The organism is Bacteroides fragilis NCTC 9343, from assembly GCF_000025985.1.
Classification (GTDB): domain Bacteria; phylum Bacteroidota; class Bacteroidia; order Bacteroidales; family Bacteroidaceae; genus Bacteroides; species Bacteroides fragilis.
Map to the genome: position 1 here is coordinate 3,700,388 of NC_003228.3, position 21,955 is coordinate 3,722,342.

Consider the following 21,955-nt stretch of genomic DNA (forward strand, 5'->3'; position numbering starts at 1 on the left):
ATCGGGAACTCACCACAAAGGGGCTGTCAAAAGTCTTTTCACCACAGAATACACAGATTATCAATATGGATAATCAATGACTTAAAATTCACCCTGTGTTACTCTGTGCCCTCTGTGGTGAGTTCCTTTTAAAAGAAAAATCAGAAGTAGAATCCGAAGCCTACTTTCAGTCCGAACTTCGACAAATCACTGTCTTTGAAACTCAAATCATAATAGACAGCCGGTTCGATGGTAACAGTCCGTGTCAGGAAAAACGCATAGCCAGCCTCCGCACCGAAGGCAAAGTCGGTCGTGTCTCCTACTTTCCAGTTATAGCGATTCATCTTCAATCCGGCTCCGAGATAAATGCCGCATTTGTCGAAATAATATCTTCCACCCACACCCAGTGTGTACTTATCTTCCGGTTTGCTCCAATTGGCTCCGGCCGTGAGCATCAGTGCCACATTATCCACCAGGAAAGCACCGCCTTGCGCCTGCAACCCGAACTGGGTTTTCTCAGACTTACTGTACGAAAGTCCAAGTCCCGTCACCGAGGGATTCACAATCCACTTTCCTTTCTCAAACTGTGCCTGTGCCGTCACTGAAACGACAAGCAGACATACGATCCACATTAATTTCTTCATAACGTTTCTACTTTTTCAGGTTATTCATATGTTCTTCCTCCCGGCGGCGCTGCTGCATCTGTTCTTTTTTTCTCAGCACCAGCCAGAGAACCAGAACAATGACATACGAAGCAGCCAGGGTGAGATATTTCTCTGTGTCGCTCACCTCATGATTGCGAGGCAGCAGATAAGCCGCTGTCGCAGATACATAGATCAGCAAGGCGACAGTAACCCAGGTTGACTTTTTTACTTTCTTCATCTTTATACGAATATCGAGTTTATTTTTTATACGAGTATCCAATCCCTTTTTTCCAAACAATAAACCAAACGGCTCCAATCAGTGTACAAAGCCCTCCTGTCACATACGAAACCCAATGTGACAATCCTAATCCTTCGGGGGCGATGCAGATATAAGTGGAACAGACAGCTGTCATAAACAGAGCGGGAACCAATGTCAAACCATACCACTTGCGGGCACGCGCCAAGTAGACTGTGATGGCCCAGAGAGTAAAGACCGATAAGGTCTGGTTGGCCCAGGCAAAATAGCGCCAGATCATGTCGAACCCGTCTTTATCACGCAAACTGTAAAGCAACAGCCCGATGGCGACAATGAACATCGGCACACAAATATACAAACGGCGACGCATGCTTTTTTGTTCCAGTTTCAGAAAATCGGCTACGATCAGACGTGCCGAACGAAACGCGGTGTCGCCCGATGTAATAGGCGCCGCAATCACTCCCAGAATGGCAAGCACCCCACCTACCGCACCGAGCCAATCTTTCGTTATAGCGTCTACAATGACAGAGGCATTGTTCTCTTCCATACCGTGTTCACGATAAAAATAAGTCGCGGCGGCAGCCCAGATCAGCGCCACAATGCCCTCGGTAATCATGGCACCGTAAAAGACAGGACGTCCATGACGCTCAGAAGTCATGCAACGTGCCATCAGGGGACTTTGCGTAGCATGAAATCCGGAGATGGCTCCACAGGCGATACTGACAAACATAATCGGGAAAATAGGTAACACGGCTGCTTCCGGATTAGTATTCTGTAATCCGTCCCACAACTCCGGGATGACCGGATGATGAACATAAAGCATCACCAGGATACCCACTGCCATAAACAACAAAGCTGCAGCGAACAAGGGATATATCTTTCCGATGATTTTATCGACCGGAAGCAGAGTGGCAAGAATATAATAGATGAACACCACAATGATCCAGAAAGTAGTGTCGAGACTGTCGGGAGTCAACTTCGCCAGCAGTCCTGCCGGTCCTGCCACAAAGACCGCACCTACCAGAATCATCAGGACAACGGTAAAACCCCGCATCACCTGCTTGGTAGTCATCCCCAGAAAACGGCCGACAATTTCAGGCAAGCTCTCACCACCGTTACGCAGAGAGAGCATTCCGGCGAAATAATCGTGTGTGGCACCGGCAAAGATACTTCCCAACACAATCCACAGATAGGAAGCAGTACCGAACTTCGCTCCCATAATAGCTCCGAAGATGGGGCCGAGACCGGCTATGTTTAAAAATTGAATCATGAAGATTTTCCAGGTAGGAAGGGGAATATAATCCACTCCGTCGGCATGTGTCAGTGCCGGGGTCTTTCGGTCGTCGGGGCCAAAGACACGCTCCACCAACCGTCCGTAAATAAAGTAACCTGCAATCAGAGCCAGCAGGCAAATCGTGAATGTAATCATGGCGTGTTGAATTGTTAATCAGCGCAAATGTAACATAATCTAAGGAAACTACACAACTTTACGAAGGGTTTTGCTAACTTTGCAAGCCTTCCGCTTACCGCGGAAGGCAGTTTAGAAGACGTTTCACCACAGATTACACGGATTAACACAGATTCATACGAATTCATACGGATTGATACGGATTCTTTAACCGGATTCTCAATGAAATAAATTATCAATCTGTGTTAATCCGTGTAATCTGTGGTGAACATCAAAACCATTAGATTTATGAATACCATCTATAAAAGCCATAACGAATCTTTCTCAGTGAAAAAGAGAGCCGGAAGAGGAACATCCCTCCTCTTTCTTTTTCTCCTCTCCTTACTTCCGCTCCATGCGCAGACCTCCCCGAAACACGAGGTACGGGCTGCCTGGATAACTGCGGTCTACGGACTGGACTGGCCACGCACCAAAGCAACCACTCCTGCAGGTATCCGGCGACAGAAAGAAGAACTGATCGATATCCTCGACCGCTTGAAAGAGGCCAACTTCAATACGGTACTTTTCCAGACTCGTACCCGTGGTGATGTGCTTTATCGTTCGGACATCGAACCCTTCAACTCCATACTGACAGGAAAAACCGGAGGCGATCCCGGATACGATCCGTTGGCCTTCGCCATTGAAGAGTGCCACAAACGAGGCATGGAATGCCATGCCTGGATGGTGACCATCCCCTTGGGAGGCAAAAAACATGTGGCCTCACTTGGCAAGCAATCGGTGACCAGGCGTGAGCGTGACATCTGCGTGCCTTACAAAAATGAATATTTCCTCAACCCCGGACATCCTGCTACCAAGGAATATTTAATGAAACTGGTACGTGAGGTAGTCAGCCGTTACGATGTGGACGGAGTGCACTTCGACTATCTCCGCTATCCGGAAAACGCCCCGCGCTTTCCGGACAGTTACGACTTCCGCCGCTACGGCAAAGGACGCACGCTGGCACAATGGCGCCGGGACAACCTGACCGACATTGTACGCTACATCTACAACGGTGTAAAAGCCATGAAGCCTTGGGTGAAGGTGAGCACCTGCCCGGTAGGAAAATACCGTGACACCTCACGCTACTCCTCTAAAGGCTGGAATGCCTTCTTCACTGTCTATCAGGATCCGCAAGGCTGGCTGGGCGAAGGCATCCAGGACCAGATCTACCCGATGATGTATTTCCGGGGCAACGGTTTTTATCCGTTTGCCCTCGACTGGCAGGAACAAAGCAACGGACGCCACATCGTCCCCGGACTCGGTATCTACTTCCTCCACCCCGACGAAGGTAACTGGACCACCGAAGAGGTGGAACGCCAAATGCACTTCATCCGCTCCAATCGGCTGGCAGGCGAAGCGCACTACCGGGTAAAGTATCTGATGGACAACACCCAAGGGGTATACGACCTCCTGCTGGATCATTTCTATCAATATCCGGCACTACAACCGCCGATGCCGTGGATTGACAACGTCTCCCCCACCGCCCCTTCAGCATTGAAGGCTGTCTCCGCCGGCGACGGATATACCCGTCTCAACTGGAAAGCCGCTACGGACAATGACAAGCAGAATGCTCCCATGTACGTGGTCTACGCATCGGACACGTATCCGGTAGATATCACGAATCCGGAAAATATCCTCGTGCAGAATCTGCGGGATACGCACTACATATATGCTCCCATCCTCCCATGGACAGCCAGGAAGTATTTTGCCGTCACGGCTGTGGACCGCTGTGGAAATGAAAGTAAGGCAGCTCAACAAGAAGAAAAATAACCATCTTTTCTTATTTATATCATTAATATAGTATCTTTGTGAAATAGACGAAAAACAAACCGAACAAACGAACAACACACCGAATGAAAAGTATGCGGTCCATTCATTCACTCATACGTTGCTGTATGATCTTACTGCTATTGACCTCCTGTTATTCAAAAGAAGAGCGGCGGGTATTGGTGATCCACTCTTATGAAAAGGATTACCAAGGATATGCAGAATTCAATAAACTGATAAAAAAGGAATTCGCCAAAGCTCACATTCCCGTAGAACTTACTTTCTTCTATCTGAATTGTGAAATTAACAACGAACAGCAAGAGATAGATAAGATCAATAACTTTCTCGATTCTATTTCGAAATGGAAACCTGAAGTTCTTCTTGTTAACGATGACCAGGCCACTTACTCGTTATTGGAAACCCATCATCCGTTATTGAAGGGAATACCAATCGTATTCTCCGGAGTCAATTATCCCAATTGGGAACTGATCGGACAATACAACAACGTCACCGGGTTTCACGACAAGATAGATTTCAGAAAGAATCTGGAAATGGTGCACAAGCTAACCGGCAAAAACCATATTTACACCATACTTGACTTTACGTTCTTAGACCGGAAAGTCCGAAACGATATTGACAACCAATTGAAATCGACGGACATCATATCCAATCTGGACTGGCATCTGGACAAAAACGACACACGGAAAGAAGCAGAAAAAGGACATATAATAATTAATGCGCTATCTGCCCGTAACCTCTCCAAGAACCAGAATAAGGATCAGACAAAAGGTGGAGACTTCATCTGGTCTATCAGTAAATACAGTACCCTCCCTTATCTGCAGACAAAGTTTGACTACACAACGGTCACTATGGCATCTTTGTCCACCCGGCAACGCTTTACAACGATCAATGAACTTTTTGACTGCGGGCACGACTTTCTGGGCGGATACATCACCCCGATGCATATCCAGGTAGAAGAGTCCGTTCATGCGGCGGCCCGTATCCTCAATGGAGAAAACGTTGCCGACATACCCATTCAGGAAAGCGCCAAAGGATACTTCATCGACTGGAATGCCATGCAAAAAGAACATCTGGCCATCGCAGACATTCCCCATGAATACACCATTATCAACATTCCATTCAAGACCCGGCACCCCATCGTCTGGTGGTTCGCACTATTAGGCAGCATCACCGCCATTGTCAGCCTGCTGTCGGGCATCACTTACCTGTATTGGCGTGAAACGAAAAGGAAACGCTCCATCCTGTACGAACTGGAAGATGAGAAAGAATCGTTGGCGCTGGCAGTCGAGGGAAGCGATACATACGCATGGCGGTTAAAGGACGATACGATGGTGTTTGAATACGCCTTTTGGAAAAACTTGGGCATGGCTCCCCATCCATTGACGATTGACGGGTTCCTGTCCTTTGTGGATGCCGACTATCTGGATACGACACAAGCCTTATTGACAAAGAACGCCACCAACGGCAAACACTTCATAAAGCTGAAATGCGACTTTAACGGTACAGGATACCAATGGTGGGAACTTCGGTGCAGCACCATGAAGAGTGCTCTGGGCGGACAGAAAACCACCGGCCTTTTATTAAACATTGAGGACTACAAGAAACGGGAACAGGAATTGATCGAGGCCCGTAAAATGGCGGAAAAGGCGGAACTTAAAGAATCCTTCCTGGCCAACATAAGCCACGAAATACGTACACCGCTAAATGCCATTGTCGGATTCTCCACCCTGCTTGCCTCTCCGGATGATACGGACATCACCCCCGAAGAGAAGGAACAGTATATAGATACCATCAACCGCAACAGCGAGTTGTTGCTGAAACTGATTAACGATATATTGGAACTTTCGCGCATCGAGTCCGGATATATGTCATTCGACTGTGATGACTATCCGCTGGATGCCCTTATCAGGGATACTTATCAGACACATAAGATTCTGATTCCCGGACAGCTCCACTTCCTGTTGGAAGAAGGCGAAAAGGGCTTGATCGTACACGTCGACAAAAACCGGCTGGTTCAGGTGATCACCAACTTCCTGAACAATGCCTCCAAATTTACCCGGGAAGGCTCCATCAAACTGGGATGGAGCTACATGCCGCAAACCGAAGAAGTGGAGATCTATGTAGAGGACACCGGAATCGGTATCCCGCAGTCCGAACAAAAGATGATATTCGGCCGATTCTACAAACAGAACGAGTTTGCGCAAGGAACCGGCCTGGGACTCTCTATCTGCAAACTGATCATAGAAAAACTTCAGGGAAGGCTATCATTACGGTCCGAAGCAGGCACGGGAAGCCGCTTCTCCATTTTCTTTTCTTGCAAAAAGCAACCTATATAAAACTTTATCCGCCGGTTTCCACCAAGATATAAGCCCGATAGCGGCTCGACTTCCGGACAGGCACCAATGGCAGATAGCCTTTCACCACCCGTCCGTTTCGGGTGTGCAACGGATGCGCAACCTTCATTGCATCATGCTCCTGCAATGCTTGCCCGTCAGACGGATGATAAGAGATACGAAACGTTCCGCCAGCCCCGGGTCGTACATAACGATCGTATAGCATCCGCGACACAAGCCCCATATTCATCCGCAGGTTGATCTCCACACAAGGATGGATGCGAAACTCCGGAAGGAGAGCGAACCGGCAAATCATCATATCTACTCCCAGATAACCGGCATACTCCGTCTCCAAAGAGACGGACAACCGTCTTTGCAACTCCTCCCGAAGCCGGTGTAAAGCCGCCACAGACACATAAGCCGACAATCTTCGTTCAATCTCCGCATCAGGCAACAACCGGTTTCCTTCGTAAGCCCCACCGGCATTGGTACGGAACAAAGAGTATCCGGCAAAAATAATCCGCCCCTTTCCGTCCGAATAAAACTCCATGGCAAAATCTTCTACCTTATTATATATAGGTTCACCGACAACTCCCCCCTGCTGCTCTATAACCCGGGCACACCAACGCTCTATCAGAGGAGTGAACGCTCCCTTGCACCAGTTCAGCCCTTTACCGCTTCCGGACAAGGGGGCTTTGAGCAGACAGCGTTCCAGACTCTCTACAAATGCCCGGCAGTCGGACAAAGCAGTCAGGTAGCAAGACTCTCCACAAAACACTTCATCCACTTGCAGACCGGGCAACAACTGTACGGCTTGCAAACGATGGGACAGATCGCGCAACCGTCCTATATCCTCCATCGAAGGTAGCGCAGCATCGGGTACTCCCAATGAAAGCAGACGTTTCCGGAGTGCCGGATTCCATCCCCAGGGAACCACCGAACGGACTTCCGAAAAATCTTCGGCCTGGGTTCTCAATGATGCGGGAAGCGGAAATAAGTCGAGCATCTCTTCCAGAAAAGACTGATTATAGGCAGACGGAGCAAGCACACTGCACGGCCCGTCCGCAAACCATACGGGAAGCAATGCCAACTCTTCCGCCATTCTGCGGGCGGAGGCAGGCGGCATATAATTGACTTCGCCACTGGCAAGAGCCAGATCCTGATCAGGATTAAACAAGTAAAGCAGATTCGTCATTAGCATCAATTAATTAAACAGGGTTCATCCGGACGCAGGAACTTGTGCGAGTGATGGCAGCGAACAGTTACGTGTTTTTTCACCCTAAGATATATCCATGCCCGGGGACAGAAACCATCATTTAATTCCTTAAATGCACCGTCTCCTGTCCTTTTGTTTCCATTTCCGGTTTTTCACTTACAAGCCCTTTGCTATCCAAGAAACAACCAGCGTTAAAGCCGGTAAGTTTCCTGCAAATATATGCACAAAAACGCATATAAAACCGGGAAACAGGTCACTTTATGCGGGGCAAACCGTCACTTTCCGCCGGACAAAGCCTTCACTTCCCCCGGGTAAAGCCTTCACTTCTTCGGGGCAAAGCCTTCATATCTCCCGGAGTGACGATTGACAGCCCGTCAACAAAGGCTCTTTTCCCTTTCTCCGTCTCTATTTGCTCTCTCCGGAGCAAACATTTCGAACTGACAAAAGAAACCCTTTTTCAAATAAATACCGGCAGAAACTACCGAAAACAAAAAACAATATTTATATTTGCAAGCAAACACTGAAGTAGACAAGCAAAATCACAATTGCCCGATTGAAATGGCTGCGTTTTTTCAGAAGCAGCTTGCCATTGCCCCGAAATAACGCCCCTGCCACCTATCAGGAATACCGTTTTGACAAAGTGAAGCAAAAGATAAACTTGCTAAACGAAACCACAATTTTGCTATCTCTACTTTGCAATCTCTAAAAAAAGGCTTATATTTGCCCCCCGAAAAACCCAAGATAAGAGATGGAAACATTCTACCGCACACATGCCTACCTTGTTGAGCACACCAATGCCCCGGTCCGCCGCGACCTGATGGACGAAATAAACTGGAGTGACCGCTTGATTGGTATCAAAGGAACACGTGGCGTGGGAAAAACCACTTTCCTGCTTCAATACGCCAAGGAGAAGTTCGGAACCGACCGTTCGTGCCTCTTTATCAACATGAACAACTTCTACTTCTCCGGACACAGCATTGTCGATTTCGCCAATGAATTTCAGAAACGCGGTGGGAAGGTTCTGCTGATCGACCAAGTATTCAAGCACCCCGATTGGAGCCGCGAGCTACGTATGTGCTACGACCGTTTCCCCAACCTGAAGATTGTATTCACCGGTTCGTCCGTCATGCGGCTCAAAGAAGAAAACCTGGAATTGCGTGACATCGTGAAGAGCTACAACCTCCGCGGTTTTTCGTTCCGCGAATTTCTGAACCTGCAAACAGGGATGAAATTCCGTCACTACACACTCGAAGAGATATTGAGCAGCCACGAACAGATAGCCAAAGGGGTGCTTTCCAAAGTCCGCCCTCTGGATTATTTTCAAGACTACCTCCATCACGGCTTCTACCCCTTCTTCCTCGAGAAACGCAATTTCTCTGAGAATCTGCTCAAGACCATGAACATGATGGTAGAAGTAGATATCCTGCTTATCAAACAAATTGAGCTAAAATATCTCTCGAAGATAAAAAAATTATTATATTTGTTGGCTGTAGACGGGCCAAAGGCTCCGAACGTAAGCCAACTGGCAAGCGACATACAGACATCACGCGCCACGGTGATGAACTACATCAAGTATCTGGCCGATGCACGGCTGATCAACCTGGTCTATCCCAAAGGGGAAGAGTTTCCTAAAAAGCCCTCGAAGATTATGCTGCACAACCCTAACCTGATGTACTCCATCTACCCCGTAAAGGTGGAAGAACAGGATGTGCTGGACACTTTCTTTGTAAACACGATGTGGAAAGACCACAAAGTGCACAAGGGTGACAAGAACACCTCGTTCATGGTTGACGAAGTGATGCCGTTCAAAATATGCTGCGAAGGAGCAAAAATTAAGAATAACCCCGGAGTGACGTATGCTTTGCACAAGGCAGAAATAGGTCGTGGCAATCAGATACCACTCTGGATGTTCGGCTTTTTATATTAACATCAAATCTTGAACATTATGGATTACGAGAAGCTTGAACAACTAAAACGCCTCCACGACAGCGGAGCGTTGAACGATGAAGAGTTCGAAAAAGAAAAGAAAAAGATATTGGACGAAGAAGCTACGGCTAAACCTACAGCCGTACTTCCTATGGGACTGACGGAAAATGCTTATCTGGCACTGATGAATTTCGCCATGTTCATACCATACGTAGGCTGGATTGCCCCTATTGTATTCTGGATCATGGGTAAAGAGAATTCTATACTCGTCAATCGCCAAGGCAAATACATTCTGAACTGGTACATCAGTTGGTTCCTGTACGGCATCGCGCTGACAGTACTTTTTGTAATATTCATGTTCAGCGGAATCTTATCCATAAACGACATGGATTACGCAAATGATCAGACTTCTCCGTTAGCAGTTCTGCTGGGTATATTCGGCGGAGGTGCCGGAATCTTGCTCCTCTTGATACTTGGAATAGGCTGTTTTCTTTGTCTGCTGTTCCCCATCATCGGAGGTATCAAAGGACTGAACGGAAAAACATGGAAGTATCCGCTTTCCATACCGTTTTTGAAATAAACAAATAAATTACTTACTTAAATATTATTTTTAGTTATGACTAAACAGAAGAAATTCATCACATGTGATGGTAATCAGGCTGCTGCACATATTTCATATATGTTCTCAGAAGTAGCTGCCATTTACCCCATCACTCCCTCTTCTACAATGGCTGAATACGTAGACGAATGGGCTGCCGCAGGACGTAAGAACATCTTCGGCGAAACAGTATTGGTACAGGAAATGCAATCTGAAGGTGGTGCAGCCGGTGCTGTTCACGGTTCTCTTCAGGCCGGTGCACTGACTACTACTTACACTGCTTCTCAGGGTCTTCTTTTGATGATCCCGAATATGTATAAGATTGCCGGTGAATTCCTGCCTTGCGTATTCCATGTATCTGCTCGTACACTGGCTTCTCACGCACTGTGTATTTTCGGTGACCACCAGGACGTAATGTCTGCGCGACAGACAGGTTTCGCTATGTTGGCTGAAGGTTCTGTACAGGAAGTGATGGACTTGGCCGGTGTTGCACACCTTGCCACAATCAAAGCCCGTGTTCCTTTCATGAACTTCTTCGATGGTTTCCGTACTTCACACGAAATCCAGAAGATCGAAATGCTGGAAAATGAAGATCTCGCTCCGTTGGTTGACCAGGAAGCGCTTGCCGAATTCCGTGCACGTGCGCTGAATCCGATGAATCCGGTTGCCCGTGGTATGGCCGAAAACCCTGACCACTTCTTCCAGCACCGTGAATCATGCAACAACTACTATGAAGCTGTTCCCGCCATCGTAGAGGAATACATGAATGAAATTTCTAAGATCACAGGCCGCAAATACGGTTTGTTCGATTACTACGGAGCAGAAGATGCAGAACGCGTAATTATCGCTATGGGTTCTGTAACAGAAGCTGCCCGCGAAGCTATCGACTATCTGACAAGCCAAGGAGAAAAAGTCGGTTTGGTTGCAGTTCACCTGTACCGCCCGTTCTCTGCTAAACACTTCCTGGCCGCCGTACCTAAAACAGCTAAAACAATCGCAGTACTCGATCGCACAAAAGAACCGGGTGCTAACGGTGAACCTCTGTATCTGGATGTTAAAGACTGCTTCTATGGCGCAGAAAATGCTCCGGTTATCGTAGGCGGTCGTTACGGTCTGGGTTCTAAAGATACTACTCCGGCACAAATCATCGCCGTATTCAAGAATCTGGCTATGCCGATGCCGAAGAACCACTTCACAATCGGTATCGTAGACGATGTAACCTTCACTTCTCTTCCTCAGGAAGCAGAAATCGCTCTGGGTGGCGAAGGTATGTTCGAAGCTAAATTCTACGGCTTGGGTGCTGACGGTACAGTAGGTGCCAACAAGAACTCAGTGAAAATTATCGGTGACAACACAGATAAACACTGTCAGGCATACTTCTCTTACGACTCTAAGAAGTCAGGAGGTTTCACTTGCTCTCACCTGCGTTTCGGTGACGATCCTATCCGTTCTACCTATCTGGTAAACACTCCGAACTTCGTGGCTTGCCACGTTCAGGCTTACCTGCACATGTACGACGTAACCCGTGGTCTGCGTAAGAACGGTTCGTTCTTGCTGAACACTATCTGGGAAGGCGAAGAGCTGGCTAAGAACCTGCCTAACAAGGTGAAGAAATACTTTGCACAGAACAATATCTCTGTATATTATATCAACGCAACTCAGATTGCACAGGAAATAGGTTTGGGCAACCGTACCAATACTATCCTTCAGTCTGCATTCTTCCGTATCACAGGTGTAATCCCTGTAGACCAGGCTGTAGAACAGATGAAGAAGTTTATCGTGAAGTCTTACGGTAAGAAGGGTGAAGACGTTGTAAACAAGAACTACGCAGCCGTTGACCGCGGTGGCGAATACAAGACTTTGACTGTTGATCCGGCTTGGGCTAACCTGCCGGACGATGCCAAGGTTGAAAACAACGACCCGGCATTCATCAACGAAGTAGTTCGCCCTATCAATGCTCAGGACGGAGACTTACTGCCGGTATCTGCATTCAAAGGTATCGAAGACGGAACCTGGTATCAGGGAACTTCTAAATACGAAAAACGCGGTGTAGCTGCTTTCGTACCGGAATGGAACGCAGAAAACTGTATCCAGTGTAACAAGTGTGCTTACGTTTGTCCTCACGCTTCTATCCGTCCGTTCGTACTCGACGCTGAAGAGCAGAAGGGTGCTAACTTCGAGATGCTGAAAGCTGTAGGTAAACAATTCGACGGTATGACATTCCGTATCCAGGTTGACGTTCTCGACTGTCTGGGTTGCGGTAACTGTGCCGACATCTGTCCGGGTAACCCGAAGAAGGGTGGCAAGGCTCTGACTATGAAACACCTTGAAAGCCAATTGGCTCAAGCTGATAACTGGACTTACTGTGCAGACAACGTAAAGAGCAAACAACACCTGGTAGACATCAAGGCTAACGTGAAGAACTCTCAGTTCGCTACTCCGTTGTTCGAGTTCTCAGGAGCTTGTTCTGGTTGTGGTGAAACTCCGTATGTGAAACTGATTTCTCAGTTGTACGGTGATCGCGAGATGGTTGCCAACGCTACCGGATGTTCTTCTATCTATTCCGGTTCAGTACCTTCAACTCCATATACTACCAACGCAAAAGGACACGGTCCGGCTTGGGCTAACTCACTGTTCGAAGACTTCTGTGAGTTTGGTTTAGGTATGGAACTCGCTAACGAAAAGATGCGTGCACGTATCGTGAAGTTGTTCAACGAAATCCTGGCAGCCGACAATGCTCCTGCAGAAGCTAAGGAAGTATTGAAAGCATGGATCGAAAACATGTACGATGCAGATAAGACCAAAGAACTGGCTCCGCAGATCGAAGCAATCATCGAACAAGGTATCGCAGCAGGTTGCCCGATCAGCAAAGAGCTGAAGGGCCTGACTCAATATCTGGTGAAACGCAGCCAGTGGATCATCGGTGGTGACGGTGCTTCTTACGATATCGGTTACGGCGGTCTCGACCACGTTATCGCTTCAGGTAAAGACGTTAACATTCTGGTTCTGGATACAGAGGTTTACTCTAACACAGGCGGTCAGTCTTCTAAGGCTACTCCGGTAGGTGCTATCGCTAAGTTCGCTGCTTCCGGTAAGCGCGTACGTAAAAAAGACCTCGGTCTGATGGCTACTACTTACGGTTATGTATATGTTGCACAGATCGCTATGGGTGCTGATCAGGCTCAGACTCTGAAAGCTATCCGCGAAGCTGAAGCATATCCCGGACCATCACTCATCATCGCTTACGCTCCGTGTATCAACCACGGTCTGAAAGCCGGTATGGGTAAGAGCCAGGAAGAGGAAGAAAAAGCTGTTAAGTGCGGTTACTGGCACTTGTGGCGTTACAACCCGGCTCTGGAAGCAGAAGGCAAGAATCCGTTCACGCTGGATAGCAAAGAACCGAATTGGGATGACTTCAAAGGCTTCCTGAAAGGCGAGGTTCGTTATGCATCAGTTATGAAACAGTATCCTGCAGAAGCAGAAGAACTGTTCCAGGCAGCTGAAGACAACGCAAAATGGCGTTACAACAACTACAAGCGTCTGGCTAACCAGGCTTGGGGTGCAGCTGAATAAATCTTTGATCAGATAATAACTTTCGAAGGGGGAAGGGACTAAAAGAGGTTCTTTCCCCCTTTTTGAACAAAAATGAATAGGTTTCACCACAGATTACACGGATTAACACAGAACTCTTAATCCTATATATTGACGAAGATAAATTATTAATCTGTGTTAATCTGTGTAATCTGTGGTGCCCCCCCAAAAAACGGAATAATCATGAATATAACCATACGCCCCACCCGGCTTGAAGAACTCGGCCAAGTGATGCCATTCTACGAACGTGCCCGCCGCTTCATGGCTACCAATGGCAATGCCAACCAGTGGATCAACGGATACCCCTCCCCTGATGATATCCGGCAAGATATCGAAAACGGGAGCAGCTATGTGTTTGTAAACGAAAATCAAGAGTTAGAAGGCTGTTTTGCTTTCATCCGGGGAGAAGATCCCAACTACAAAGTCATCAAAGACGGCGCCTGGCTCAACGATGCCCCTTACGGGGTGATCCATCGCATCGCATCCGGCGGACGGGTAAAGGGATTGATGGACTTATGCCTAGAATGGTGTTCGTCCCACTGTCCGAACCTGCGTGTAGACACTCACCGTGACAATAAAGTACTCCAAAACATTCTCCTAAAGAACGGTTTCACCTATTGTGGCATTATTTATGTGAAAAACGGTACGGAACGACTTGCCTACCAACGCACTGCCGTTACCCGATAGACAGAAATCAGAAGTTGGATTCCCGGACACACATATACCGCTTATGATTCAGGGATCCAGCTTTCTACCAGTTCCCGATGTTCGTCACGCCATTTTCGGACAAGATCTTCTTCATCCATGCGTGCATCTTTAAGTGCTTTCATCAACGAACTAATCTCTTCTGTAGTGAATTTAATATTACTGAAAAACTTTGCCGCAAAAGGATCTTTCTCCGTAAATCCTTTCCATCCGACGACATAGATAGATTCCACATTCCCATAAGTACCTTTCGGATCATGCAGGAACTTCAATGGATAGCGGTCGAACATCCAATGCGGAGTCCATCCGGTGATGACGATCCACGCCTCCTTCTCCATAGCCTTCTGTAAAGAAGCCAACATAGTAGAGCTGCTCGAGGTGAGTAATTTATAACCATCAAGACCATAATCCCCGATAGCCTTATCGGTAGTTTTCATAATACCGGCTCCGGCATCGATCCCGACAATCTCGGAAGAGAACTGCCCTTTGTAGGCGGCAAGTTCCCCAATCGAATCGATAGTGACATATTGAGGTACCACCAGCCCTACCCTCGCGCTATCATATACCTCTCCGATAAACTCTATCTGATCACCGTATTGATCTATATAATCCTTCATTGTCACAGGTAACCAGGCATCCATAAACACATCTGCCTTCTTACGGGAAACCGAGGCAAAAACGGGAGCTACATCTGCATTCAGCAACTCCACTTCGTACCCCTTCTCTTCCAGCACCACTTTAGCCAGATGACTCATGGCAATTCCTTCCAACCAGTTGGCATAGGCAATGCTTATCTTCTTTTTCCCGCTATCCGGGTTACAGGCTACGCACATCACAGCCAGTAGCAACAAACTTCCTATTATTCTATATTTTCGCATATCCTATTCTTTCTCCTTTCTATTTTTTGTCCTTCCGACGGACCATTCCCTGAGTAATCCGGTCTAAAATAATTGCCAATATGACAACGGCTATACCTCCTTCAAAGCCCAGCCCGATTTTCATCTGGGTGATACCTTTCAAAACGATTTCTCCTAAACCGCCGGCAGCAATCATAGCCGCAATGACAACCATGGAAAGAGACATCATAATCGTCTGGTTCACTCCGGTCAGGATGGTGGGCAAAGCAAGGGGCAACTGTACTTTATAAAGCAACTGCCATCGGGTAGCTCCGAACGAGCGTGAAGCCTCTACCACATTCTTTGGCACCTGACGGATGCCAAGCCCTGTAAGGCGAATCACCGGAGGCATCGCAAAGATGATTGTAGCAAATACTCCCGGAACCACTCCCAGGCCGAAAAACAAAACAGCAGGAATCAGATAGACGAAGGCTGGCATGGTCTGCATCAGGTCGAGAATGGGATGTATCACCTTCTCGGCACGATTGCTGTTTGCCGTCCATACTCCGATGGGAACCCCTACGATAAGGGCCAGGCAGGTGGATGACAGAACCAGTGCCAATGTCTGCATAGTGGCTTCCCAGAATCCCATACCATAAATAAGCAACAAGCCTAAAAGGGTGAAAACTGCAACCCCGCGTCCGGCTTTCGCCCATGCCAGCAGCACCATTGCCGCAATGGTCAGATAGAAAGGAATGCCGAACAGTATGTGCTGGAATCCATTAATAAAACTACCGATGCCTAAGTTGAGTGCATCGAAAAAAGTGGAGAAGTGTATCATCATCCAGTTGATGAGCATCTCAATATATTGTCCTATGTTGATCATAATTCTATTGCATTTTGAATGATTTCATTGATTTCTTGTTTGTTCTTTCCGGTTACCTCGTAAATAAGCGATGACAACGGAACAACTCCCTGAAACTCGCGGGTCTCGTTCACTACCCAGATAGGCGAATTGGTTTTTGTCATCAACGGTAAAATATCTTCCAGTATCGTATCTCCCAACACCGAATGCACTTCCTCCCGGACAACCGACTCGATCGACTTCACCTGGTCCTGACGCAATCGGAGCAAATCTTTCAGCCGGACCTCTCCCACAAGCACATTGTTTGCATCGACCACAGGCAACACAGTCAGGTTACGCTCGAGCATTTTACGAATCAACACCTCCGGTCCCTCTTTCTTCAATCGGGCCACAAGGGGTTTATCTACCATCACTGATGCAGCGGTAATAATCTTGCTACGGTCCACACTCTGCACAAAGCGCTCTACATAAGCATTGGCCGGTTCTGTCAGGATCTCTTCCGAAGTGCCTACCTGTACCACCTCACCATCTTTCATGATAGCAATCCGGTCGCCCAATTTAATAGCTTCATTCAAATCGTGGGTAATAAACACAATGGTCTTCTTCATCTTAGATTGTAAAGTCAGCAATTCATCCTGCATCTGTATGCGAATCAAAGGATCGAGAGCGGAAAAAGCCTCATCCATCAGCAGCACCTCAGGATCATTGGCCAACGCACGGGCCAAACCGACACGTTGCTGCATACCTCCCGACAGTTCGCCGACCATCTGGTTCTCGTAGCCCTTCAGTCCTACCAGTTGCATGCTTTCCATTGCCCGCTGCTCCCGCCCCTGTTTCTTTACTCCTTGCAGTTCCAGTCCGAAAGCTATATTATGCAACACCGAGCGATGGGGCAACAACCCAAAATGCTGGAACACCATAGCCAGCTCTTTTCTTCGGATACGGAGCAATTCTTTATCAGTGACGTTAGAAATATCTCTCCCGTTAATGATCACTTCGCCTGAGGTCGGTTTTATCAATCGGTTGATGCAACGCAGCAAAGTTGATTTTCCACTTCCCGAAAGTCCCATAATCACAAATATTTCTCCTTCCCGGATAGATAGGTTTGCATCTTTTACGGCCACCGTACATCCGGTAGCCTTCAATATCTCACTTTTGCTCTTTTCTTCCTTCAACATGCGTAAAGCATGCTGTTTGTCATTGCCAAAAATGAGATACAAGTCTTTAATCGTTATTTTACTCATACATAATAGGGTTTAGATTATTAAAAAAACAGATCGGGTGACCTATACACACGAAAACAAGCACTTCTTTATAGCAAGGAAGTTGATGCCGGGGAAGCGACGGTTCCGCCGTTCCCCGGTCAAATATGATTTCTTTACCCGATTATTACAGACAGGATTCCTGTCAACAGATAGTTTACTATATCCCGAAAGTCAATTTCACATCTGCACACAGCTATCTTCCAAAGATGCGTATGCAGACAATTAAGTAAACAAGCCGAACGTTCAAATGGTTCATCGCATTATTTCCGGCAGGCGCATTACACGTACATAAACCCCTACAAAAGAGTCAGTATCAATCGGCCAGCACACTGTCATCCCTCCACCTGTGAAGCCTGAGGTCGACACATCCATTTTTACGGAAAGAAACACCTTCGGCATCCAGCAGCCGCCGTTGCTCGTCCCATCCGGGCACTAATCGGCCTATGGCATTGACTACCCGATGACAAGGGAGGTTTAAACCGGCAGGCACCTGCCTCAAGGCACGCCCCACCATGCGTGAATATTGCGGCATCCCGAGCAAAGCGGCAATATCGCCATAAGTAGTAACACTACCGGCAGGAATCTCACGCACGACACTGTATACTTCATTACAAAAAGTTTCGGACAAATTAGATTTATTTTCTTTATAATCTTTCATGGATGTATTGCTTTTATACAGTGAGTTCCTTTATAATCCGCTTCTCTTCAGGAACTCCGTCGGACTTTCACCGAACTGCTCCTTGTAACACTTCGCAAAGTACGAAGGAGATGTGAATCCCACTTCATATCCGACCTCCGCTATCGTCATATCCGAAGAAGCCAACAGAGATGCCGCCTTTTTAAGACGTGCCATGCGGAGCAACTCATTGGGAGCGTAGTTCGTGAGCGACTTGATCTTCCGATAAAGCTGAACCCGGCTCAACCCCATCTCCTTGCCCAGATCTTCCACATTAAGTTCCGAATCACCCATCTTCACCTCGATCAGCGACTTGAACCTCTCCACAAAATCTTTATCCATATCGCAAATGTCTTCTTTCGCCAGCGTCTGCCGGTCGCCAAAGAACTGCTTCATACGCTGCCTCGATTCAATCAGATTTCGGATACGGGTCAACAAGAGTTGCGAACTGAACGGTTTTGAGATGTATGAATCGGCTCCTCCCGCATATCCCTGGATGCGTTGCTCATCGAGCGAACAGGCCGTAAGCAGGATAACGGGAATATGGCAGGTTTGCAGTTCTCCCTTCAGCCTCCGACAACACTCTATGCCATCGATCCCCGGCATCATCACATCCGAAATAATCACATCGGGGACGTACTTCATCGCTTTACGGATTCCTTCGGTACCATCCGCAGCTTCAATAATCGAATACTCCGAATTGAGCAACGTATGCACATAAGCACGGATGTCGGCATTATCGTCGATCACAAGGACAGAAGGTTTGGACGGATCATTCAGGTTTTCCGCTTCATCCTCGCAGAGCAGGCTGTCCACCCGGTCCGGAGCAGACTCCTCCATCGGAGCAGTCACCACACAAGCCCCCTCTTCACAAGTCCGCACCGGCAGATCGACAGTAAAGACAGTTCCCAACCGTTCGTCACTCTCCACACTAATACTTCCGCCATGTATCTCGACAAATGCTTTCACCAATGCCAACCCGATGCCGGAACCGGTATGATGCCTGTCGATTTTATAGAACCGATCGAAAATGCTGCGAATGTGTTCAGCCGAAATCAGGCTGCCGGTATTGGCCACCGTGAAACGGAAGAAAGGCGCGCCGTCCTTCTGCAGAGCCGCAAGACGGACAGTGACCTTTCCATTCTCCGGAGTGAATTTAAAGGCATTTGCCAACAAATTGAAGTAAATGCGTTCCAGCTTCTCCGCATCTGCCTGTGTGTGATAATCCGTATCGGGCATACTGTCGAAAGAGAAGTGGATATGTTTCCGCCGGGCAGCCGCCTGAAACGAATCATTCCACTCTACAAAGCATTGCAACAGGTCGAGCGGAACCGGTGTAAACTCCATTTTTCCGGTCTCGTATCTGCGAAAATCAAGTATTTGATTGACCAGACGCAATAGGATCTGCACATTGCGTTGCACCAGCAACAACATTCTACGCCGGTCACCTTCCAGCGACGGATCTGCCAGTAGCTGTTCCACAGGATCGGCAACCAAAGTGAGAGGAGTACGGAAATCATGTGAAATGTTGGTGAAGAAAACCAGTTTGGCATGGGTAGCCTCTTCCAACTGATGGGAAAGTTCGATCAACTGATCTCTTTGCTCTTCCAACTGCTCCTTTTGCCGTGACAGCTCCCGGTTCAGGCGATTCTTGGAACGAAGCGATTTATATACTACAATCAGCAACCCGACGATCAACAGCAGGATGATCAGGCCTCCGTACAACACTATCCGTTGCGTAGCCACCCTCGAGAGATATATCCCCACACGGTCGTTCAGTGTCTCGATCTTTCCATCCAGCTCACCGATATGGTTTGTCTGCAACTCCATCACATGCGCGTTTACCGCATCGACTACAGCCGTCTTCAACTTCGTTTCCCGTTCAAAAGGTTTCTTTTCGAGAATATCCATTGCCAGTTGCACCACTTTATCCCCTTCGGTGGGATAGATAAAGGTGGCATCCAGTACGCTGTCGAGCACCAGTTCCACTCCATTCCCCTTACCCGGCAGGGCATCGATGCCCACAAAAATCATCTCCTTCTCCCGTCCTCGACGACCGGCAGCCCGAAAAGCCCCTGCAGCCATACGGTCATTCATTCCATATACGGCATCGATCTCCGGAAAACGTTGCAAAAGGGAGTCCATCTTTGCCTCGGCAGGTTGTTGCAGCCATCCTGCATCTTCGCTGGCAAGCAAGGTCATGTCCGGATATTGGCTGATGGCACTCATAAACCCCTGATGGCGCTCGATAGCGGGAGTAGAACCGACAAGTCCGCTCAGTTCGACTACTTTTCCGCGCCCTTTCAGGCGATGGGCTATGTAATTGCCGACGGCTTTGCCCAACTCATAATTGTCGGCTCCGATGTATGCGGTATATTTATCGGAAAGTATTCTGCGGTCTACCATAATCACCGGTATTCCTTTATCGAAAGCCTCCTCGACAACCGGAGTAAGAGCCATTCCTTCATTGGCTGCTACAATCAGCAGGTCAACCTTCTGCCGGATGAAGTATCGTATGTCTTCTATCTGACGCCGGCTGTCGTCATGCGCCGTACGTGTCTCTACTTTGACTCCTCCGTAGAACAAAGCTTCCCGCTGTATCTCGTCATTCATCTTGTGACGCCAGGTGTCGTCACTGCATTGTGACACACCGATGGTATATCGGGGAGCATCCGGACTGCACGAGACAAGCAGTCCCGACAGCATCAGTCCGAGTAAGAAAAGTATACGGTTCATGGTCGGTTATTACATAAAAGGTTCCGGAGGCAAATATAACAATTTCCCTCCGGAATCTCCCACCTGCTTGGTTTAAAACCAAAGTCTCGTTGGTTTAAAAAAAGGTGAGTTATGAAACACTCTCCTGATTTTAAACCAAACGGAACTTTCTATTAACCAATCAATAACCCTATATAAACCAACACATTAGTCATTCAAACGATTCCTCAAAGCCTCCGGAAGTACGGGCATCGCTCCACTTTGGGTACATACGTAAGCAGATACCTCTACCGCCAGCCGATGTGCCTCAGGGATACTCTTTCCTTTTAAAACAGATGAACAAAAAGCCGCTGTAAACGAATCACCCGCCCCCACAGTATCGGCAACCGGAACTTTCGGTGTCTCCTGGAAAGAGACCGTACCGGGAGTGAATACATAACTTCCGTTCGTTCCGCAAGTCAGGATCAGCATCTTCAGGTTGTACTTGGCCAGCAGAATCCAACATTTATCCTGCAGGTCAATGCCGGGATAACCGAACATGCGGCTGATAATGATCAATTCCTCATCATTAATCTTCAGCACATTGCACTTCCGGAAAGATTCACGCAAGACCTCCTTGGTGTAGAAGTTCTGACGAAGGTTGATATCGAATATTTTCAACTGTCCTTCCATGTCGGGCATGGTGTCTAGGAAGCGGTTGATAGTGGCACGGCTCACCTCGTCGCGCTGTGCCAACGAGCCGAAACAGACAGCACGTGTACTCAAAGCCAGACGTTTCAAGTCGTCTGTGAAAGGAATATTATCCCATGCCACTCCCTCTTTGATGTCATAACACGGCACTCCGCCGTTATCGAGAGTCACCTGCACCGTTCCGGTCGGGTAGTTCACCCTTTCGAGCTGGTGCTTCAACTGTTTCTCCCGGAATATTTCCAGAATCTCGTCACCCAGTTCGTCATTTCCTACCGCACTGACAACGCGGCTGTCGAAACCAAACTGAGACACATGATAAGCAAAATTAGCCGGGGCTCCCCCGATTTTCTTTCCTTCGGGCAGCACATCCCATAGCGCTTCGCCCATTCCTACGATTATACTGTTCATGGTATGAATTAATTTTT

The 21,955-nt window shown here is 47.8% G+C and carries 16 protein-coding genes; 6 read left to right on the forward strand and 10 right to left on the reverse strand.

The genetic code is table 11. The features are described from left to right. Nucleotides 1–140 precede the first annotated feature (140 nt). The 3 genes from BF9343_RS15165 to BF9343_RS15175 are packed head-to-tail and all read right to left on the reverse strand — an operon-like array spanning nucleotide 141 to nucleotide 2,308. Entirely contained in the window at nucleotides 141–623 is a 483-nt protein-coding gene (locus tag BF9343_RS15165) for an outer membrane beta-barrel protein (RefSeq protein ID WP_005780691.1), read from the reverse strand. Nucleotides 624–630: 7 nt separating this feature from the next. Further along, entirely contained in the window at nucleotides 631–861 is a 231-nt protein-coding gene (locus tag BF9343_RS15170) for a hypothetical protein (RefSeq protein WP_005780694.1), read from the reverse strand. A gap of 19 nt (nucleotides 862–880) precedes the next feature. Continuing rightward, complete coding sequence (locus tag BF9343_RS15175) at nucleotides 881–2,308, reverse strand: carbon starvation CstA family protein (protein WP_009292946.1); 1,428 nt, start codon at nucleotides 2,306–2,308, stop codon at nucleotides 881–883. A 267-nt stretch (nucleotides 2,309–2,575) separates the two neighbouring features. Between BF9343_RS15175 and BF9343_RS15180 the strand changes: the two genes are divergently transcribed. Continuing rightward, nucleotides 2,576–4,096 (forward strand): glycoside hydrolase family 10 protein, encoded by a 1,521-nt coding sequence (locus tag BF9343_RS15180; protein ID WP_032534552.1) that lies wholly within the window; start codon nucleotides 2,576–2,578, stop codon nucleotides 4,094–4,096. An 83-nt stretch (nucleotides 4,097–4,179) separates the two neighbouring features. Next, nucleotides 4,180–6,450: a sensor histidine kinase gene (locus BF9343_RS15185; RefSeq protein WP_010993291.1), complete on the forward strand. Its 2,271-nt coding sequence runs from the start codon at nucleotides 4,180–4,182 to the stop codon at nucleotides 6,448–6,450. A 4-nt stretch (nucleotides 6,451–6,454) separates the two neighbouring features. Here the strand turns inward: BF9343_RS15185 and BF9343_RS15190 are convergent, their stop codons facing one another. After that, the gene (locus tag BF9343_RS15190; protein ID WP_010993292.1) at nucleotides 6,455–7,642 is read right to left on the reverse strand and encodes a hypothetical protein; all 1,188 of its coding nucleotides are present in this window, start codon (nucleotides 7,640–7,642) and stop codon (nucleotides 6,455–6,457) included. A gap of 769 nt (nucleotides 7,643–8,411) precedes the next feature. Between BF9343_RS15190 and BF9343_RS15200 the strand changes: the two genes are divergently transcribed. The 4 genes from BF9343_RS15200 to BF9343_RS15215 all read left to right on the forward strand — a co-directional run bounded on the left by BF9343_RS15200 (nucleotide 8,412) and on the right by BF9343_RS15215 (nucleotide 14,465). Next, nucleotides 8,412–9,590 carry an ATP-binding protein gene (locus tag BF9343_RS15200; protein WP_005780701.1) on the forward strand — a complete coding sequence of 393 codons (1,179 nt, stop codon included), beginning with the start codon at nucleotides 8,412–8,414 and terminating at the stop codon, nucleotides 9,588–9,590. An 18-nt stretch (nucleotides 9,591–9,608) separates the two neighbouring features. Further along, the gene (locus BF9343_RS15205; RefSeq protein ID WP_008661197.1) at nucleotides 9,609–10,169 is read left to right on the forward strand and encodes a DUF4870 domain-containing protein; all 561 of its coding nucleotides are present in this window, start codon (nucleotides 9,609–9,611) and stop codon (nucleotides 10,167–10,169) included. A gap of 36 nt (nucleotides 10,170–10,205) precedes the next feature. Continuing rightward, on the forward strand, nucleotides 10,206–13,760 hold the full coding sequence (gene nifJ, locus BF9343_RS15210; RefSeq protein ID WP_005789619.1) for a pyruvate:ferredoxin (flavodoxin) oxidoreductase: 3,555 nt from the start codon (nucleotides 10,206–10,208) through the stop codon (nucleotides 13,758–13,760). A gap of 201 nt (nucleotides 13,761–13,961) precedes the next feature. Next, nucleotides 13,962–14,465: an acetyltransferase gene (locus tag BF9343_RS15215; RefSeq protein ID WP_005814892.1), complete on the forward strand. Its 504-nt coding sequence runs from the start codon at nucleotides 13,962–13,964 to the stop codon at nucleotides 14,463–14,465. Nucleotides 14,466–14,506: 41 nt separating this feature from the next. Here the strand turns inward: BF9343_RS15215 and BF9343_RS15220 are convergent, their stop codons facing one another. From BF9343_RS15220 to BF9343_RS15245, 6 genes are all read right to left on the reverse strand, one after another. After that, complete coding sequence (locus BF9343_RS15220; protein WP_010993293.1) at nucleotides 14,507–15,361, reverse strand: glycine betaine ABC transporter substrate-binding protein; 855 nt, start codon at nucleotides 15,359–15,361, stop codon at nucleotides 14,507–14,509. 19 nt (nucleotides 15,362–15,380) lie between these two features. Further along, nucleotides 15,381–16,205: an ABC transporter permease gene (locus BF9343_RS15225; RefSeq protein WP_005789625.1), complete on the reverse strand. Its 825-nt coding sequence runs from the start codon at nucleotides 16,203–16,205 to the stop codon at nucleotides 15,381–15,383. Continuing rightward, complete coding sequence (locus BF9343_RS15230; RefSeq protein ID WP_010993294.1) at nucleotides 16,202–17,428, reverse strand: quaternary amine ABC transporter ATP-binding protein; 1,227 nt, start codon at nucleotides 17,426–17,428, stop codon at nucleotides 16,202–16,204. Before BF9343_RS15230 ends, BF9343_RS15225 begins: the two co-directional genes overlap by 4 nt. A gap of 334 nt (nucleotides 17,429–17,762) precedes the next feature. Next, nucleotides 17,763–18,107 (reverse strand): MGMT family protein, encoded by a 345-nt coding sequence (locus BF9343_RS15235; RefSeq protein ID WP_005802790.1) that lies wholly within the window; start codon nucleotides 18,105–18,107, stop codon nucleotides 17,763–17,765. 30 nt (nucleotides 18,108–18,137) lie between these two features. Further along, nucleotides 18,138–20,861 (reverse strand): hybrid sensor histidine kinase/response regulator transcription factor, encoded by a 2,724-nt coding sequence (locus tag BF9343_RS15240; RefSeq protein ID WP_010993295.1) that lies wholly within the window; start codon nucleotides 20,859–20,861, stop codon nucleotides 18,138–18,140. A 186-nt stretch (nucleotides 20,862–21,047) separates the two neighbouring features. Then, complete coding sequence (locus BF9343_RS15245) at nucleotides 21,048–21,938, reverse strand: carbohydrate kinase family protein (protein ID WP_005789633.1); 891 nt, start codon at nucleotides 21,936–21,938, stop codon at nucleotides 21,048–21,050. Nucleotides 21,939–21,955 lie beyond the last annotated feature (17 nt).

What these genes read in the sequence shown, in the direction of transcription:
- BF9343_RS15225 (WP_005789625.1), bottom strand. Translation starts at nt 16,205, where the DNA reads ATGATCAACATAGGACAATATATTGAGATGCTCATCAACTGGATGATG.
- BF9343_RS15200 (WP_005780701.1), top strand. Translation starts at nt 8,412, where the DNA reads ATGGAAACATTCTACCGCACACATGCCTACCTTGTTGAGCACACCAAT.
- nifJ (WP_005789619.1), top strand. Translation starts at nt 10,206, where the DNA reads ATGACTAAACAGAAGAAATTCATCACATGTGATGGTAATCAGGCTGCT.
- BF9343_RS15205 (WP_008661197.1), top strand. Translation starts at nt 9,609, where the DNA reads ATGGATTACGAGAAGCTTGAACAACTAAAACGCCTCCACGACAGCGGA.
- BF9343_RS15245 (WP_005789633.1), bottom strand. Translation starts at nt 21,938, where the DNA reads ATGAACAGTATAATCGTAGGAATGGGCGAAGCGCTATGGGATGTGCTG.
- BF9343_RS15185 (WP_010993291.1), top strand. Translation starts at nt 4,180, where the DNA reads ATGAAAAGTATGCGGTCCATTCATTCACTCATACGTTGCTGTATGATC.
- BF9343_RS15175 (WP_009292946.1), bottom strand. Translation starts at nt 2,308, where the DNA reads ATGATTACATTCACGATTTGCCTGCTGGCTCTGATTGCAGGTTACTTT.
- BF9343_RS15180 (WP_032534552.1), top strand. Translation starts at nt 2,576, where the DNA reads ATGAATACCATCTATAAAAGCCATAACGAATCTTTCTCAGTGAAAAAG.
- BF9343_RS15165 (WP_005780691.1), bottom strand. Translation starts at nt 623, where the DNA reads ATGAAGAAATTAATGTGGATCGTATGTCTGCTTGTCGTTTCAGTGACG.
- BF9343_RS15215 (WP_005814892.1), top strand. Translation starts at nt 13,962, where the DNA reads ATGAATATAACCATACGCCCCACCCGGCTTGAAGAACTCGGCCAAGTG.
- BF9343_RS15235 (WP_005802790.1), bottom strand. Translation starts at nt 18,107, where the DNA reads ATGAAAGATTATAAAGAAAATAAATCTAATTTGTCCGAAACTTTTTGT.
- BF9343_RS15220 (WP_010993293.1), bottom strand. Translation starts at nt 15,361, where the DNA reads ATGCGAAAATATAGAATAATAGGAAGTTTGTTGCTACTGGCTGTGATG.
- BF9343_RS15190 (WP_010993292.1), bottom strand. Translation starts at nt 7,642, where the DNA reads ATGACGAATCTGCTTTACTTGTTTAATCCTGATCAGGATCTGGCTCTT.
- BF9343_RS15240 (WP_010993295.1), bottom strand. Translation starts at nt 20,861, where the DNA reads ATGAACCGTATACTTTTCTTACTCGGACTGATGCTGTCGGGACTGCTT.
- BF9343_RS15230 (WP_010993294.1), bottom strand. Translation starts at nt 17,428, where the DNA reads ATGAGTAAAATAACGATTAAAGACTTGTATCTCATTTTTGGCAATGAC.
- BF9343_RS15170 (WP_005780694.1), bottom strand. Translation starts at nt 861, where the DNA reads ATGAAGAAAGTAAAAAAGTCAACCTGGGTTACTGTCGCCTTGCTGATC.